Origin of the sequence: Streptomyces huiliensis, from assembly GCF_020037025.1 — a bacterium.
Classification (GTDB): Bacteria; Actinomycetota; Actinomycetes; order Streptomycetales; family Streptomycetaceae; genus Streptomyces; species Streptomyces huiliensis.
In genome coordinates this window covers 1-15,307 of the sequence record NZ_JAIQLH010000013.1, presented here as the reverse complement: position 1 = coordinate 15,307, position 15,307 = coordinate 1, and the positions used below count along the sequence as shown (strand labels likewise).

At 74.8% G+C, this 15,307-nt stretch carries 14 protein-coding genes; 9 read left to right on the top strand and 5 right to left on the bottom strand.

The window, feature by feature from the left end; genetic code table 11:
* Positions 1-73 precede the first annotated feature (73 nt).
* Positions 74-1,384, bottom strand: a complete 1,311-nt coding sequence (gene ilvA, locus JNW98_RS03450) for a threonine ammonia-lyase (RefSeq protein ID WP_223766558.1) — start codon at positions 1,382-1,384, stop codon at positions 74-76.
* A gap of 176 nt (positions 1,385-1,560) precedes the next feature.
* Between ilvA and JNW98_RS03445 the strand changes: the two genes are divergently transcribed.
* On the top strand, positions 1,561-2,061 hold the full coding sequence (locus tag JNW98_RS03445; RefSeq protein ID WP_004949133.1) for a MarR family winged helix-turn-helix transcriptional regulator: 501 nt from the start codon (positions 1,561-1,563) through the stop codon (positions 2,059-2,061).
* A 228-nt stretch (positions 2,062-2,289) separates the two neighbouring features.
* Here JNW98_RS03445 and JNW98_RS03440 read toward each other — a convergent pair whose 3' ends face one another.
* Complete coding sequence (locus tag JNW98_RS03440; RefSeq protein WP_223766557.1) at positions 2,290-3,441, bottom strand: cystathionine gamma-synthase; 1,152 nt, start codon at positions 3,439-3,441, stop codon at positions 2,290-2,292.
* A 178-nt stretch (positions 3,442-3,619) separates the two neighbouring features.
* Between JNW98_RS03440 and JNW98_RS03435 the strand changes: the two genes are divergently transcribed.
* The 3 genes from JNW98_RS03435 (at position 3,620) to JNW98_RS03425 (ending at position 6,281) form a co-directional block, all read left to right on the top strand.
* Positions 3,620-4,690 carry a hypothetical protein gene (locus JNW98_RS03435; RefSeq protein WP_223766556.1) on the top strand — a complete coding sequence of 357 codons (1,071 nt, stop codon included), beginning with the start codon at positions 3,620-3,622 and terminating at the stop codon, positions 4,688-4,690.
* Between the two features lie 133 nt (positions 4,691-4,823).
* Entirely contained in the window at positions 4,824-5,498 is a 675-nt protein-coding gene (msrA, locus tag JNW98_RS03430) for a peptide-methionine (S)-S-oxide reductase MsrA (protein WP_223766555.1), read from the top strand.
* 159 nt (positions 5,499-5,657) lie between these two features.
* Positions 5,658-6,281 carry a hypothetical protein gene (locus JNW98_RS03425; RefSeq protein ID WP_223766554.1) on the top strand — a complete coding sequence of 208 codons (624 nt, stop codon included), beginning with the start codon at positions 5,658-5,660 and terminating at the stop codon, positions 6,279-6,281.
* A 48-nt stretch (positions 6,282-6,329) separates the two neighbouring features.
* Here JNW98_RS03425 and JNW98_RS03420 read toward each other — a convergent pair whose 3' ends face one another.
* Both JNW98_RS03420 and JNW98_RS03415 read right to left on the bottom strand, forming a co-directional pair.
* Positions 6,330-6,458 (bottom strand): SapB/AmfS family lanthipeptide, encoded by a 129-nt coding sequence (locus JNW98_RS03420; protein ID WP_223766553.1) that lies wholly within the window; start codon positions 6,456-6,458, stop codon positions 6,330-6,332.
* Between the two features lie 118 nt (positions 6,459-6,576).
* Positions 6,577-7,827, bottom strand: coding sequence for a glycosyltransferase (locus JNW98_RS03415; protein WP_223766552.1), 1,251 nt, complete (start codon positions 7,825-7,827; stop codon positions 6,577-6,579).
* Between the two features lie 331 nt (positions 7,828-8,158).
* Between JNW98_RS03415 and JNW98_RS03410 the strand changes: the two genes are divergently transcribed.
* From JNW98_RS03410 to JNW98_RS03390, 5 genes are all read left to right on the top strand, one after another.
* The gene (locus JNW98_RS03410) at positions 8,159-9,424 is read left to right on the top strand and encodes a helix-turn-helix domain-containing protein (RefSeq protein WP_223766551.1); all 1,266 of its coding nucleotides are present in this window, start codon (positions 8,159-8,161) and stop codon (positions 9,422-9,424) included.
* 107 nt (positions 9,425-9,531) lie between these two features.
* Positions 9,532-9,996, top strand: coding sequence for a hypothetical protein (locus tag JNW98_RS03405; RefSeq protein WP_223766550.1), 465 nt, complete (start codon positions 9,532-9,534; stop codon positions 9,994-9,996).
* Complete coding sequence (locus tag JNW98_RS03400; protein WP_223766549.1) at positions 9,996-11,042, top strand: hypothetical protein; 1,047 nt, start codon at positions 9,996-9,998, stop codon at positions 11,040-11,042. Before JNW98_RS03405 ends, JNW98_RS03400 begins: the two co-directional genes overlap by 1 nt.
* A gap of 223 nt (positions 11,043-11,265) precedes the next feature.
* Positions 11,266-12,765 carry an amino acid permease gene (locus JNW98_RS03395; RefSeq protein WP_223766548.1) on the top strand — a complete coding sequence of 500 codons (1,500 nt, stop codon included), beginning with the start codon at positions 11,266-11,268 and terminating at the stop codon, positions 12,763-12,765.
* Complete coding sequence (locus JNW98_RS03390; protein ID WP_223766547.1) at positions 12,765-14,141, top strand: glutamine synthetase family protein; 1,377 nt, start codon at positions 12,765-12,767, stop codon at positions 14,139-14,141. The genes JNW98_RS03395 and JNW98_RS03390 overlap by 1 nt, the downstream gene beginning before the upstream one ends.
* 29 nt (positions 14,142-14,170) lie before the next feature.
* On the opposite strand, the gene JNW98_RS03385 is transcribed toward JNW98_RS03390, so the two are convergent.
* Positions 14,171-15,307: DUF2786 domain-containing protein (locus JNW98_RS03385; RefSeq protein ID WP_223766546.1), on the bottom strand; the 1,137-nt coding region annotated here is incomplete at its 5' end.

The following is a 15,307-nucleotide window of genomic DNA, read 5'->3' as shown; positions in this document are numbered from 1 at the left end:
AAATTCCGGATATTCGCCCGGCCCTCAGGCATCAGCGGGAATCGGGCAGACACCAGCGGAAACCGGGCGGGAATCAGGACAGCACCGGGTAGCCCGCCTCCCGCAGCGCCGTGCGCACGGCGGCGCAGTGCTCGTGGCCCTTCGTCTCCAGGTGCAGTTCGACCTCCGCCTCCGTCAGCCGCAGCCGCGGGTCGGTGCGGACGTGGCCGATGTCGAGGATGTTGACGTCCACGGCGGACAGCACCTCCAGCAGGGCGGCGAGCGCACCCGGGCGGTCGGTGAGCCGCAGCCGCAGCGAGAGGTAGCGACCGGCGGCGGCCATGCCGTGCCGCAGAACGCCCTGCAGCAGCAGGGGATCGACGTTCCCGCCGGACAGCACCGCCACGACGGGCCCCTCGAACGACCGCGGGGCGGCCAGCAGCGCCGCCACCGGACTCGCCCCGGCCGGCTCCACCAGCAGCTTCGCCCGCTCCAGGCAGAGCAGCAGCGCGCTCGCCAACTGGTCCTCGGACACGGTGCGGACGTCCTCCACCAGCCGACGGACGATCCGGAACGGTACGTCGCCGGGCCGCGCGACCTTGATGCCGTCGGCCATCGTGGCCGGCGCCTCCACGGCCACCGGACGGCCGGCGGCCAGCGACCGCGGGTAGGCCGCCGCGTCCGCCGCCTGGACGCCGACTACGCGCACGTCCGGCCGCAACGACTTGAGCGCGACGGCGATCCCGGCCGCCAGCCCGCCGCCGCCCATGCCCACCACGACGGTCCGCACCTCGGGACACTGCTCCAGGATCTCCAGTCCCACGGTTCCCTGGCCGGCGATGACGTCCGGGTGGTCGAAGGGGTGGATGAGGACCGCGCCCGTGCGCCGCGCGTGCTCCCGGGCGGCGCACAGCGCGTCGTCCACCACCTGTCCGCGCAACCGCACTTCGGCTCCGTACTCACGGGTGGCGACGACCTTCGGCAGCGGCGCGCCCTCCGGCATGAAGACCGTGGACCGCACTCCGAGCAGGGACGCCGCGAGGGCCACGCCCTGGGCGTGGTTGCCCGCGCTCGCCGCGACCACACCGGCCGCGCGCTCCGCCGGGGAGAGGCCCGCGATGCGCACGTACGCGCCGCGGATCTTGAAGGAGCCGGTCCGCTGGAGGTTCTCGCACTTGAGGTGCACCGGGGAACCGATCAGTCCGGACAGGTGCCGGCTGCCCTCCAGCGCGGTGACCCGTGCGACACCGGACAGCGTCTTCTGCGCCCGGCGGATGTCGTCGAGGGTGACGGGGAGGGTGACGGGGAGGCCGGGGAGGGGCTCTTCCGACGTACCGGGGTCAGAGGGGGGAACGGGAGGGACGGGTGCCGGACGGTCGCCGCCGCCTCCCACTCGTGCAGCCATACCGCCAGTCTCGCAGCCCTGGACCCGCGAGGGGGCCGCCATCCGAACGAACGGGACCCCGCGACCATACGAACCGACCGGTTTGCCCGGCAACGGCACGCGCGCCCGTCCGGCCGCGTACTCTGTCCCCCATTCCCGAGCAATTCCAGCCCGCCGCACGAAGTGAGTCCCCAGCCATGCCCACCCCTCCGGACATGACGACCGACCTCGCACCAGGTGTCCTCGACACTCTCCAGCACCAGGTTGCCGTCTTCGCCCGTCGTGCAGAACAGACCCGGCTCGGCGGCGTCGGCCGCGTCCACAACTCGATGGACCGCGCCGCCTACCTGCTGCTCAACCGCCTCGACCAGGAAGGCCCGATGGGCGTCAAGGCGCTCGCCGCGGGCATGGGCATCGACTCGTCGACCGTCACCCGCCAGGTGGCGCCCCTCGTCGACACCGGCCTGGTCAAGCGCACCTCGCACCCGGAGGACGGCCGGGCCGTCGTCCTCCAGCTCTCGCCGCGCGGCAAGGCGCGGCTGGACGAGGTGCGGGCTTCGCGCAGGCAGTTGATGGCGTTGTGCACGGAGGGGTGGACGGAGGAGGAGCGGGCGGTGTTCTGCACGTTGCTGACTCGGTTCAACTCCGCGCTGTCCGAGGTGCACAGCTCTCTGCCGCAGGTGCCGCCGGCTTCCTGACGGCGCTCGCCGTCTTCCTCGCGGCGGGGGCGCCTTGCGCTCGCCGCCCGGCCGGGCGGGCGCCCTCGCCGGGCGGGCGCCGCAGGTGTCATCTTCCGTGCGGCGCCCCGGGGGTAGGGGTGGTGCCCCGGCCCCGCCCTTTCACCGTTTCTTGCAGGGGCTCCGCCCCCGCACCCCCGAAGCGCGCTGCGCGCGCTGTCCTCACGCGCCGGACGGGCTGGGTTCGGCTCAGCCCAGCGCCTGCTTGATGTCCGCCAGCAGGTCGTCGATCGACTCGATGCCGACGGAGAGTCGGACGAGGTCGGCCGGGACCTCCAGGGCGGAGCCGGCGACGGAGGCGTGGGTCATCCGGCCGGGGTGCTCGATGAGCGACTCGACGCCGCCGAGGGACTCACCGAGGGTGAACAGCCTGGCGCGGTTGCAGACCTCGACCGCCGCCTCCTCGCCGCCCTCGACGCGGAACGAGACCATGCCGCCGAAGGACTTCATCTGCTTGGCGGCGACCTCGTGCAGCGGGTGCTCCGGCAGGCCGGGGTAGTAGACCCGGGTGACCTTGGGGTGCGAGAGCAGCAGGTCGGCGACGCGCTCGGCGTTGGCGCTGTGCCGGTCCATGCGGACGGCGAGGGTCTTGATGCCGCGCAGCGTCAGCCAGGAGTCGAAGGGGCCGGCGACGGCGCCCATGGCGTTCTGGTGGTAGGCGAGCTCGTCGCCGAACACGGCGTCGTTGGTGATCAGCGCGCCGCCGACGACGTCGGAGTGGCCGCCCATGTACTTGGTGGTCGAGTGCACGACGACGTCCGCGCCGAGCGCCAGCGGCTGCTGGAGGTAGGGGCTGGCGAAGGTGTTGTCCACCACCAGCTTCGCCCCGCCCTCGTGGGCCACCTGGGCGACGGCGGCGATGTCCGTGATGCCGAGCAGCGGGTTCGAGGGCGTCTCGACCCAGACGGCCTTGGTGCGGTCGGTGATCGCGTCGCGGACGGAGGCGGGGTCCGAGGTGTCGGCGACGGACCACTCGACGCCCCAGCGGCCGACGACCTTGGCGAACAGGCGGAACGTTCCGCCGTAGGCGTCGTTCGGGATGACGACGTGGTCGCCGGGGGCCAGCAGCGTACGCAGCAGGCAGTCCTCGGCGGCCAGGCCGGAGGCGAAGGCCAGGCCCCGGACGCCGCCCTCCAGCGCCGCCAGGTTCTCCTCCAGGGCGGTACGGGTCGGGTTGGCGCTGCGGCTGTACTCGTAGCCGCCGCGCAGGCCCCCCACGCCGTCCTGCTTGTAGGTGGAGACCTGGTAGATCGGCGGCACGACGGCCCCGGTCAGGGGGTCGGCCTCCTGCCCGGCGTGGATGGCGAGGGTCTCGAAGGATTGCTGCTGCTGGTCGCTCATTGTTCCGAGAGTAGTACCCGCCTTACCGGAATACTCCTGTTCACTTGTAACCGGCGGATGAACGATCGGCCGGGCCTCGGAATCCGAGGTCAGGAACGATCGGGCGTGCTGCCTCGTCCTTACGTCGTCGGCCCCTCGCGGAGCGCCCCTCGCACTCCCTCCCATCCCAGGACAGCTCATGGAGTTTCTGTTCATCCTGCTCGCCCTCGTCGTCATCTGTGGCGTCGTCGTCGCGCCCGCGCTGCGCCGCCGGCGCGCGGCCCAGGACGCGCTGCGGGGCGCCGGCGCGGCCGTCGACCCGTCGTACGGGCACGGCTTCGTTTCCCCCGAGCGGCTGGACGTGCGGCTGCCGGGCCCGGACCCGGAGCTGCTGGCCGCCGTCGAGGAGGCCCGCCGCACCCAGGACTGGAAGCCGGCGGCCGAGCTGCTGGCCCGCACCCCGGCGGACGGCGCCGCCGAGCTGCGCTGGCAGCGCGTGCAGACGCTGGCCGGGGCCGCGGCGCGGGAGCTGGCCGAGGCGCCCGGCACCGGCGGCATGTGGCTGCGCCACTGGCGCGTGGTCGCCCCCAAGGACGCGGGCGGCGCGGCCGTGCAGGCCGAGTTCCTGGTGCAGCAGGCGATGCGCGACCCCTCGTCGCAGGACTACCGCATGATCCTGGAGGAGGCCCGGACGGTCTGCGCCGAGGCCGCGCTGCTCGCGCCGGGCGACCCGGTCCCGTACATCGTCCGGCTGAACGTCGAGCGGGGGCTCGGGGCGAGCGAGGCGGAGTTCCAGTCCGTCTGGGAGACCGTGGTCTCCCGCGCGCCGGGGCACATGGGGGCGCATCTGGTGGCGCTGCGCTACTGGAGCGCGAAGTGGCACGGCTCGCAGGAGCAGGCCGACGCCTTCGCCCGGCGCGCCGCCGCGGCGGCCCCCCAGGGCAGCCTGCTGCCCGCGCTGCCGCTCTTCGCCGTCCACGACCACCTGCCCGACGTCAACCTGGTGCGCAGCCTGTACGAGAGCGCCGTCGTCCGGGACGCGATCGAGGCGGCCCAGTACGCGGTCGTCCACGCCCCCGCCGACCACCCGGTCCTGCCGCACGTGCGGCACCTGCTGGCCTGGTTCCTGGTGAACGCCGGACGGTACCCCGAGGCCCTGGAGCACCTGCGCGCGGTGGACGGGCACATCGGCGCCATCCCGTGGACGTACGAGGAGGACCCGGTCGCCGTGTACACCGCGTACCGGGCGCGGGCGGTGGCGGGGTTCTGACCGGGGGGCGGCCCCCGGGGGGACGACGGGGGGTGCCCCAGGGGGGACGACGGGGGGTAGGAGGAGCCGGGAATTCCGGACCCGCGGCCGCGCGTTCCCCCTCCACACCGTCCGCCGCCGCCCTGGAGTCGTGATGCTCTTCCCCCACCTCCGCCACGACCACCGTCTGCCCACCGAGGAGGAGGCCCTCAAGGGCCGCCCCGAGCCGGCCTTCCCGCTCGCCGCCCGGCACACCGTCCTCGGCAACCCGCTCGCCGGGCCCTACCCCGAGGGCCTGGCCGTCGCCGACTTCGGCCTGGGCTGCTTCTGGGGCGCCGAGCGCCGCTTCTGGCAGACGCCCGGCGTGTGGACGACGCTCGTCGGCTACCAGGGCGGGATCACGCCGAACCCGACGTACGACGAGGTGTGCAGCGGCCTGACCGGGCACACGGAGGCGGTCCGGGTGGTCTTCGACCCGGCCGCCGTCTCCTACGAGGCGCTGCTGAAGGTCTTCTGGGAGTCCCACGACCCCACCCAGGGCTTCCGCCAGGGCAACGACCGCGGCACCCAGTACCGCTCCGCCGTCTACACCCACTCCCCCGCCCAGCAGCGGGCCGCCGAGTCCTCCCGCGACGCCTACCAGGCGGTCCTGCGCGCCTCCGGCCACGGCGACATCACCACCGAGATCGCCCCGGCCGGCCCCTTCTACTGGGCCGAGGAGCCCCACCAGCAGTACCTCGACAAGAACCCGGGCGGCTACTGCGGCATCGGGGGTACGGGCGTGAGCTGCCCGATCGGGGTCGCGAAGGCGCCGTCCCCGGACGCCTGAGCCGTACGGGGACGGGCGGGGCCGGGCGGGCGCGCCGGTCTCGGCTCGGCAACGACGTGGTCACAAGAGGGGCCGCGGGTGGTGATCAGCGGGTCGGGGCGGTCATAGTGACCACTCACCAACGGTGAGGTAAGCCTCGCCTTACCTGATCGGAGAAGTGTGTCCACCGGCCTGCCCCACGACCCGTCGGCGCCCCTCCTCACCCGCGCGCGGACGACGCCGGCCTGGGCGGCGGGCGCGCGGCGCCCCCGGCCCGTGCGGGTGTACGACTCGTGGTGGACGGTCGCGGCGACCGGGCTGGCCGTCTGCGCGGCCTGGTCCGCCGCGGTATGGATCTCGGCGCATCTGCGGGCGGACGCCTCGCTGCACTCCGCGGCGCTCTTCGCGCACCTGGCGACGCTGGTGCTGGGCTTCGGGGCCGTGCTCGTCGCCGACTACTACGGCCTGCTGTGGCTGACCGGCCGGATGGCGCTGACGGAGGCCCTCGACGGCGCCGCCCGGCTGCACACGCCGATCTGGGCCGGCCTGACGGGCCTGGTCGGCAGCGGCATGCTGCTGCACCCGGACACGTCGTCGACCCTCACCCGGGTCAAGCTGGTGATGGTGCTCGTGCTGTCCCTGAACGGGCTGCAGGCCGGACTCTTGAACCGGCGCGCGGCCGGCCTGCGGCCCAGTGAACAGCCGTCGCGCCGGTTCCTGGCCTGGGGGGCCGGCACCGCCCTGGTGTCCCAACTGTGCTGGTGGGGCGCGGTGATCGTCGGATTCCGCAACAGTCAGCGGTGAGGGTGACCGTCGCCCGGCCTCGCGCCGGCCGATCGGCGGCCCCTTCCGTCAGTGACAGATGAGAATGCTGATGCCGCTGTTGGGGTCAAGGATGGAACCCGCCCCCGCGGCCTCCTCCGCCTCACGACCCCATGCCTCCGCCTCGGTTTCCAGCACCTGAAGATCGAGAAGCGTCACTGTCCCTCACCTTCTCCGCGTCGCGACCGACACCTCCTTCCACGGTGTACCGGCGATGAGCCGGTCACCGGCAGGCGTGGGCGCCCGGCGCCCGGGTGCACGCGCCGGAGCCGCCCTCTCACGCCCCCGCGAGCCGGTTCACCGCCGCCACCACCGGTGCCGTGCCGTCCTCTTCGCGGAGGCGGGCCGCCAGGGCCTGCGCGCGGCTCCGGTAGCCGGGATCGGTGGTCGCCCGGCGGAGGGCCGCGGCGAGGGCGGGGGCGGTGAGGCGGCGGACGGGGACGGGGCCGGGCGAGACGCCGAGGGCGGTCAGCCGGGCCGACCAGAAGTGGGCGTCGAACCAGGCGGGGACGGGCACGGCGGGGACGCCGGCGCGCAGGCCGGCCGCCGTGGTCCCGGCGCCCGCGTGGTGCACCACGGCCGCCAGGTGCGGGAACAGCGCGGCGTGCGGCAGTTCGTCGACGGTGAGCAGGTCGTCTCCTTCGGCCTCCAGGCCGGTCCAGCCCCGCTGGACGATGCCCCGCAGACCGGCCGCGCGCAGCGCGCGTACGAAGGTCGCCGCGAGGCGCTCGGGGTGGGGCAGGGTGGCGCTGCCCAGCCCGACGAAGACCGGCGGCGGGCCGGCCGCGAGGAAGTCCCGGACCGGTGCGGGCAGTTCCGCGCCGGGCTCGGTGTACGGCCACCAGTAGCCGTCGACGGTGAGGCCCGGGCGCCAGTCGGCCGGGCGCGGTACGACGAGGGGGCTGAAGCCGTGGTGCACGGGCCAGTCCTGGCGCTCCCGGATCCGCCGGGCGGCGCGCGAGCCGAGGGGCGGCAGGCCGAGCCGGGCGCGTACGGTGCGCAGGGCGGGGACGTACAGGCTGTCCACGGCTGCGGCCACGGCCCGTCCCGCCAGCCGGTTCACCGTGGGACCCCAGGAACCGGCGGTGACGACCGGCGGCGCGAACGCCCCGGAGGGGGCGTGCGGTTGCAGGTAGACGCCCCGGCTGGGCAGGCCGAGACCAGTGGCGATGGTGTGCCCCAGCGTGCCGAGCGAGCTCGACAGCAGCAGCACGTCCGCCCGCTCCGCGGCCCGCACCAGTTCCTCGGCCATCCGCTCGGCGGATTCCCGCGCGAGCGACCCCACGCGCTTCAGCTGCCCGAGGCCGGTGGAGCTGTTCTGCAGCGCCTTGCCCCGCTCGGTGTTCAGTTCGGCCCGCGGATCCACCGGCAGGGCGTGCAAGCCGAGCCCCGCGGCCTCGACCAGGGGTGCGAAACATCCGTGCGTGACCAGGGTGACCTCGTGCCCGGCCCGGGCCAGCGCGCGCCCCAGGCCCGTGTAGGGCGCCACGTCACCCCGCGATCCCGCGCTCATCAACGCCACTCGCATGCCCCGCAGTATGCCGCGCCCCGACGGTCGCCGTCCGCCCGTCCGCCCGTCCGCCCGCCCGTCCGCCCGTCCGCCCGCCCGCCCGCCCGCCCGCCCGGAAGCATGCGGCACGGCCGCCACTCGGGTGACGGTCCCCGCATCGCGACCGTCACCAAGGGCGAGTGCTCGAAGGGCTGTTCACGGCCCTGCACGGACCCCCGGCCACCGCAGCGGCCGCCCCGCGGACGCGCGGGCACGTCACCCGGAACGGACGGTGAAGGAGTCCGGAACGATCGGCGAGAACGGTCCGCCGAGGGGCCGGCCCGAACGTCCGTTCACTAGTCTGAGCCGAGTGCTTGATCACGACGAGACCGGCCCGCCGCCCCGCCACCGGCCCACCCCGGGAGACCGCCTCCGCATCGCCCGTCGCGCACGCGGGCTGTCCGCCGCGCAGTTGGCGCAGAAGGTCGCCATCTCCCCGAGCTACGTACAGAAGTTGGAGTCGGGCAAGCGGAAGCCGTCGCCCGCGCTCGTCCTGGCTCTGGCGAAGGCGCTGCACCTGGGGCCCGAAGCGCTCACCGGGCAACCGCACTACGGGGAAACGGAATCCGACGACGGTGTGTACGCCGTCCTTCCCGGCCTCCGGCGCGTCCTGCTCTGCCACGACAGTCCCGACGACCTCGCCCTGGCTCCCCGCCCGCTGCCGGTCCTGGCCTCGGAGACGGATCAGGTGGCGGCCCTGCGGCGGGACGCCCGGTACGTGCCGATGGGGCCTCTCCTGGCGCCGGTCATCACGGAGTTGACGCACATCGCCCTGGACGGCCACGCGCGGGAGCGGCAGGAGGCCTTCCGCCAGCTGGTCCGGGCCTACCGGGCGGTCAACTCCCTGGCGCACAAGACGGGCCACCACGACCTGTCGCACACGGCACTCGAACGCGTGCGGTGGGCCGCCGACCGCTCCGGCGACCCGCTGCTGCGGATCACCGCCGAGTACCTGGTCGCCGGGGCGATGCTCCGGCAGGGCGCGTACGCCCCGGCGCGCCGTCGACTCACCGCCCTGCGCCGCGAGCTGGAACGCGCCCCCTCCCCGGCGGCCCGGGACGACGTCCTCGCCGTCGACGGCGCGGTGCTGTTGAAACTGGCGGTGCTGGAGGCGCGCGAGAACAGCCCCGAGCGGGCGCGGGACCGGCTGCGGGAGGCGGCGGAGGTGGCGCGGGCGGCCGGGAACCGCGACTCCCCGGCCTACGAGATGGCGTTCGGGCCGACCAACATCCGCATCCACGAGCTGCACACCGCGCTCCGCACGGGCGACACCGAACGGGCCCTGGCACTGCCGGCCGCGTGGTCGCCGGTCCCCGGCGGCGAGTGGACTCCCCCCGCCGGCACGGCCGGTGAGCGGGCGAGCCACCACTTCATCGACGTGGCCTCGGCGAAGCTCGCCGCCGGTGACAGGCCCGGGGCGTTCGCCGCCCTCAAGCGGGCGCGCAGGCTCGCGCCGAACCACACCCGCTTCCACCCCTCCGTCCGCGAGACCGCCGCCGCCCTGCTGCGCATGGACGCCAGCCCGCCCAATGAGCTGACCTCGTTCGGCAGTTGGGCGGGCGTCGGCACTTCCTGAGGCGCGTGTCAAGAGGCCGCGCCGGAGGACGCGCGGACAATCTGTCCGCACGCGAACGCCCGGCGAATGGAATGGTCGGCCCCACGTTGTGGAAGAGGTGACGTCCGATGTCCAGCGCCCGTCCGGCGGCCCGGCCCCTCCCCCCGCGCTGGGTGCCCGTCGGCGACGGGCCGCACCTGTGCGCGGCGGGCGAGCGGTGGGACGCCGTGCGCGTCCCGGAGACCGTCGGGCGGCGCGCGGTCGCGCTCCTGCGGGAGGCCGGCGAACCGGTCGGCCCGGTGGTCCTGGACCCCGAAGGGCCCGAGCCCCGCATGTACTTCCTCGTCCCGGTGGGCACGGCGGCGCGCTGGGAGGAACGGGACACGGTGCCGCTCGGGCGACGCTGCCACGTGCTCCTCCCGTCCGCCGAGCGCACGGCGCCGCCCGGCCCGCACTGGCACGTCGTCCCCGACGCCCCCCGCTCGCCCACCCGCCCGGACGCGCTGCGGCAGGCGCTCGGCAGGGCGCGCAGGGAACACCGGGGGCGTACGGGAGCGAAGCCGGAACCGGCGCCGGGGGGCGTGACGTCCTGATGGCCCTGACTTCACGAGGAGCCGCCGGCCGGGGCGAGTTCCGGCCGCGCTTCGACCCCGCGGGCCTGGACGACGAGCTGCGGATGGTGCTGCCCGACCTGCCCGCCGGGCGCTGGCTGTCGATGCGGACGCTGCTCGACCGGACCGTCCGCGCCCGCGACTGGAGCCGGTGGTCGAGCCGCACCCAGGTCCTGGGGGCGGCCGCCGCCGGGACGGACATGGTGCGGATGTGGCGGGCGGAGGAGCCGGACAGCGTCGCCGCGGCCGTGATGCACGCCCGGGTGGCCGTCGAACGGACGGTCCGCGCACACCGGTTGGGGCACCAGGACGCCGGCCGACTGTGGGACGAGGCGGTTGAGGCGTGCGGCGCCGCGGCGTACGCGTCCCCGGACGACCCCGTGCCCTGGACCTGCCTGCTCGCCCTCGCCCCGCTCGACGAGCACCAGCGGCTCCCCGAACACCGCGTGCCGGCCCCGGACCCGCTGCTCGCCCCCGGCCCCTGGAACCTGCTGGGCGAGGTCGAACGGCGCGACCCGGGCAACCGCGAGGCGTACCACCGGATGACGACGCTGCTGGCCACGCGGGCCGACGGCTCCTGGGGGCAGGCGCACCAGTTCGCCCGGTGGGTGCTCGACCGCACGCCGCACGGATCGCCGCTGCTCGCCCTGCCCCTGTACGTCCGGGTGGGCCTGTGGCGCGACCGGCACGGCCCCGGCCGGGAGCTGGACATGTACTGGGCCGGGGAGTACGCCGTCCAGGACGCCGAACGCGCCCTGCGGGGCTGGTTCGAAGCGGCGCATCCGGCCGGCCGTTCGATCCTCGACCTGAGCCACCTGGCCCACGCCTTATGGGCGGCCCACCGGTTCACCGAGGCCGCGCGGGTGTTCGCGGCGATGGGACCGTGCGCGGCCACCCGGCCCTGGGTCCACCGCGCCGACCCTGGTGACCGGCGGCCCGCCGAGGAGGTGGCGGCCGAGTGGATCGTCCGGGCCCGCGGCCAGTGCGAGGCCGCGGCCGGCGGGCCGGGCGGGGGACCGCGCCGGTGAGCCGCCGGTGAGCCGCCGCTAGGACGGCGGGGCCCCCGTAGACCGGCGCGCCCGTACCCGGCCGCCGCGGCGGGATCCCCACCCGCCCGTCGGCCATCAGACACACCACCCGTAACACCACCCGTAACACCGAGAACGTCCCCATCACGTCCCCGTACCAGCCTTCCCGTTCAGCGCTTCGGAGGTAAGTCCTGTGTCCTTTACGTCGAGACCACGAGCAGGAATGGGGCCGGACCACTCCATGCGGCTGCCGGACGAGAGCGAGCGGCTGCGGGACCTCGGCTACCAGCCCGTACTGGCGCGGCGCATGGGCGGGTTCGGCAACTTCGCCATCAGCTTCAGCATCATCTCGGTGCTCTCCGGCTGCATGACCCTCTACGGGTTCGGGCTGAACACCGGCGGCCCGTCGGTGATGATGTGGGGCTGGGCCGGCGTCGGCCTGATGGTGCTCTTCATCGGCATGGCCCTGGCCGAGGTCACCAGCGCCTACCCGACCTCCGGCGCGATGTTCTACATGGCCAACCGGCTCGGCGGCCGCCGCTGGGGCTACTACACGGGCTGGGTCAACCTGCTGGGCCTGCTGGGCAGCATCGCCGGCAGCGGCTACGGCGCGGCCCAGTTCATCGGCGCGCTGATCGAGTTGCAGTTCGGGACGGAGCCGACCCCGGAGTCGACCCTGCTGATCTTCGGCGCCATCCTCCTCGTCTTCGGGGTGCTGAACCTCTTCGGCGTGCGGATGGTGGGCTTCCTCAACTCGGTCAGCGTCTGGTGGCACCTGCTCGGCGTGGCGATCATCGTCGGCGTGCTGTGGATCGCGCCGGACGGCCATCAGTCGCCTTCGTTCGTCTTCACCAAGTTCGTGAACAACACCGGCTGGGACAACCCGCTGTACGTGACGGCGCTCGGCCTGCTGCTCGCCCAGTACACGTTCACCGGCTACGACGCGTCGGCCCACCTGTCCGAGGAGACCGCGAACGCCTCGGTGGCCTCCGCCCGCGGCATGGTGCGGTCGATCTGGGTGTCCTGGATCGCGGGCTTCGTCCTGCTGGCCGGTCTCACCTTCGCCATCAGCGACTACGCGACCACGTCCGAGGCGGGGGTGCCACCCGCGCAGATCTTCATCGACGCCGTGGGAACCGACGGCGCGACGTTCCTGCTGCTGATCGTCATCGGCGCGCAGCTGTTCTGCGCCAACGCGGGCATCGCGTCGGCGTCCCGGATGACGTTCGCGTTCAGCCGCGACGGCGCGCTGCCGGGCTCGCGGCTGTGGCGGCGGGTCAGCAGCAGGACGCAGACCCCTTACCCGGCCGTGTGGCTGGCGGTCGTGGGCCCCTTCGTCCTCGCCCTGCCCTCGCTGTACTCCACCACCGCCTACAACGCCGTCACCGCCATCAACGTCATCGGCATCACGCCCTCGTACGTCATCCCGGTGTTCCTGCGGCTGCGCCACCCCGAGCGGTTCACCCCGGGGCCGTGGACCCTGGGCCGCTGGAGCCGGCCGGTCGGCTGGATAGCGGTCGGCTGGGTGTCGTTCGCCACGGTCCTGTTCTGCCTGCCGCAGACCAGCCCGGTCAATGCCGAGACGATGAACTACGCCGCCATCGCCCTGGCCGCCGCGCTGCTGCTGGCCACCGCCTGGTGGCCGTTCGCCAAGAGCTCCCTCACCACGCCCACGTACGACACCTCGTCCCGCGGCACCCAGCTCATGGAGGACATCGTCTGATGGACGCCCTCACCCCCTCGAACGGCCGGCTCACCCCGGACGAACTGCGCGAGGAGGTCCGGCGCGGCCGGATCGACACCGTGGCGCTGGCCCTGGTCGACATGCAGGGCCGGCTCAAGGGCAAGCGCTACGACGCCGGGCACTTCGTCGAGAAGGTCGTCGACGGCGGCTCGGACCTGTGCGCCTACGCCCTCGCGACCGACGTCGACATGCGCCCGCTGCCCGGCTACGCCCTCTCCTCCTGGGACACCGGCTACGGCGACCTGCACCTCACCCCCGACCCGGAGACCGTCCGGGTGCTCCCCTGGTGGCCGGGGACCGCGCTGGTCCACACGAACGCGACGCTCGACGGGCGGCCGGTCGCGGTGGCGCCCCGGGAGCTGCTCCGGCGCGAGCTCGGCCTGCTCGCGGAGCGCGGGCTGAGCGCCAGGACCGGGCTGGAGACCGAATTCGTCCTGTACGAGGGGTCGTACGAGCTCGCGGCGGCCGGACGCGCCGGGCTGCGGCCCGTCACCGGCCGCAACCGGGACCTCTCCCTCGACCACGACGACCGGACGGACACGTTCCTGCGCGCCCTCGGGTCGGCGATGCGCGGGGCGGGGCTGCCCCTGGAGGCGGCCAAGACGGAGGCCGGCCCCGGTCAGGTGGAGATCACCTTCCCGTACGGCGAGGCCCTGACGGCCTGCGACGGGCACGTCCTGTTCAAACACGCCGCCCGGCACCTGGGGACGCGGGCGGGGCTGGCGCCGTCCTTCATGGCGGTCCCGGCCCCGGGCGTGGGCAGCGGGCTGCACCTGCACCTGTCCCTGTGGGCGGGCGACGAGCCGGTGGTGCCGGACGCCGGCGGCGGGCTGTCGGCCACCGGCCGGCACGCCGTGGCGGGCCTGCTCACCGCGCTGCCGGAGCTGGCGCCGCTGTACGCGCCGAACGTCAACTCCTACCGGCGCTACGTGCCGGAGAGCTTCGCGCCGACCGCGTTCACCTGGGGACACGACAACCGGACCTGCGCGGTCCGGGTCGTCGGCCGGGGCAAGGGCCTCCACCTGGAGATCCGGCTGCCCGGCGCCGACGCCAACCCGTACCTCGCGCTCGCCGCGGCCCTCGCCGCGATCCGGCACGGCCTCGACCACACCCTCGAACCCCCGCCCGCCGTGACCGGCAGCGCCTACGGGCAGGACGCGCCGCCGGTCCCGGCCGGCCTGGCGGAGGCCGTGGCACGGTTCCGGGCCGGCGCCCTGGCCCGGAAGCTGCTCACGGACGAGGTCGTCGACCACTACGCCCGCGCGGCCGAGGTCGAACTGGAGGCGCTGGGCGCGGCGGCGGAGGCCGACGAGGTCACCGACGACGAGGTGCGGCGGTGGTGGGAGTACGCGTAGACCCGTAGGGGGGCGACTGAGCGGCGGCCTCAGCGCCCCGGACGCCGCCCCAGCCGGGCCGCGTCGGCCGCCTCCGTCCCCCGCGCCCAGCCCTCCGCGTCCCGACCCCGGAGCCGGTGCGAGGTGGTCTCCGGGAACAGGCGGCCGGCCGTCTCGCCGACGGCGACGTCGCGCGCGGCCAGCACGGGCAGGGCCTCGGGACGGGCGGCGTGCTCGGTGGCGTCCCGGGCGGCGGCGGACAGCCGGTCGCCGATCCGGGCAGCGTAGGCGATGAGGAAGGACTCGCGGAAGTCGCGCGTCCGGCGGCCCGAACGGCCGCGCGCGCCCCGCTCGTTCGCCTCCTGGTGGTGCGCGTCGGCGGCGCGGCGCATCGCCGTGTCCGCCTGCACCAGCAGCGAGGTGTACATCAGCTCGACGAGCTCCAGGTCGGCCTCGAAGCCGACGACAGTCGAGAAGCCGTACTCGCCGGACCACACCGCGTGGCAGTGGTTCGCCTCCGCGACGGCGCTGAGCAGCAGGGCCTTCGCGGACTCGTACGGGCCCTCGACGCCGAGCCGGCAGGTCCCCGGCCCGTCGCCGGCGGCGGAGTCCGGGGCGGCGGCGAGGAGCGCGTCGTCGAGCGAGTGGCGCGCCATGAGCTCCTGCGCCTTGGCGGAGAACGCCTCGGCCTCGTCGGGGAAGTCCGTCGACTCGGCCTTGGCGAGCAGCGCCCGGATCCGGGCGAGCGTCTTCGGCTCGACGGCGGCGGTCGGCGCGCCCGCGGGTCTCGCCGCGCCGGGGAGCGGCCCCGCGGTCCCGATGTGCGGCAGGCGGGCGACGAGGCGCAGGGCGAGGAGCGCGGTGGCGACGGTCTCGAAGCGGCTGAGGCGCTCGCGGCGCGCGAAGGCGTCCAGGAACGCGTCGTCGTCCGGCCACCACACCGTCGCGTCCAGCTCGCGGAGCTGCCCGGCCCAGCGCGGGGGCAGCGTGCCGGGGGCGTAGCGGCGGGCCTCGGCGGCGACGGCGGCGAGGACGAAGCGGAGGCCGGCGGGCGGCGCGTCGCGGCGGACCGGCCGCATCACGTCGGCGGGCTGCCAACCGCGTTCCCAGGCGCGCCGGAGTTCGGCCTCGGCGGTGGCGAGCAGGGCCCGGCCGACGGCCGCGGGCCCGGCGGGCGCGGCGGCGAG

What these genes read in the sequence shown, in the direction of transcription:
- JNW98_RS03405 (WP_223766550.1), top strand. Translation starts at nt 9,532, where the DNA reads ATGTCCAGCGCCCGTCCGGCGGCCCGGCCCCTCCCCCCGCGCTGGGTG.
- JNW98_RS03390 (WP_223766547.1), top strand. Translation starts at nt 12,765, where the DNA reads ATGGACGCCCTCACCCCCTCGAACGGCCGGCTCACCCCGGACGAACTG.
- JNW98_RS03440 (WP_223766557.1), bottom strand. Translation starts at nt 3,441, where the DNA reads ATGAGCGACCAGCAGCAGCAATCCTTCGAGACCCTCGCCATCCACGCC.
- JNW98_RS03400 (WP_223766549.1), top strand. Translation starts at nt 9,996, where the DNA reads ATGGCCCTGACTTCACGAGGAGCCGCCGGCCGGGGCGAGTTCCGGCCG.
- JNW98_RS03415 (WP_223766552.1), bottom strand. Translation starts at nt 7,827, where the DNA reads ATGCGAGTGGCGTTGATGAGCGCGGGATCGCGGGGTGACGTGGCGCCC.
- JNW98_RS03395 (WP_223766548.1), top strand. Translation starts at nt 11,266, where the DNA reads ATGGGGCCGGACCACTCCATGCGGCTGCCGGACGAGAGCGAGCGGCTG.
- JNW98_RS03445 (WP_004949133.1), top strand. Translation starts at nt 1,561, where the DNA reads ATGCCCACCCCTCCGGACATGACGACCGACCTCGCACCAGGTGTCCTC.
- JNW98_RS03435 (WP_223766556.1), top strand. Translation starts at nt 3,620, where the DNA reads ATGGAGTTTCTGTTCATCCTGCTCGCCCTCGTCGTCATCTGTGGCGTC.
- ilvA (WP_223766558.1), bottom strand. Translation starts at nt 1,384, where the DNA reads ATGGCTGCACGAGTGGGAGGCGGCGGCGACCGTCCGGCACCCGTCCCT.
- msrA (WP_223766555.1), top strand. Translation starts at nt 4,824, where the DNA reads ATGCTCTTCCCCCACCTCCGCCACGACCACCGTCTGCCCACCGAGGAG.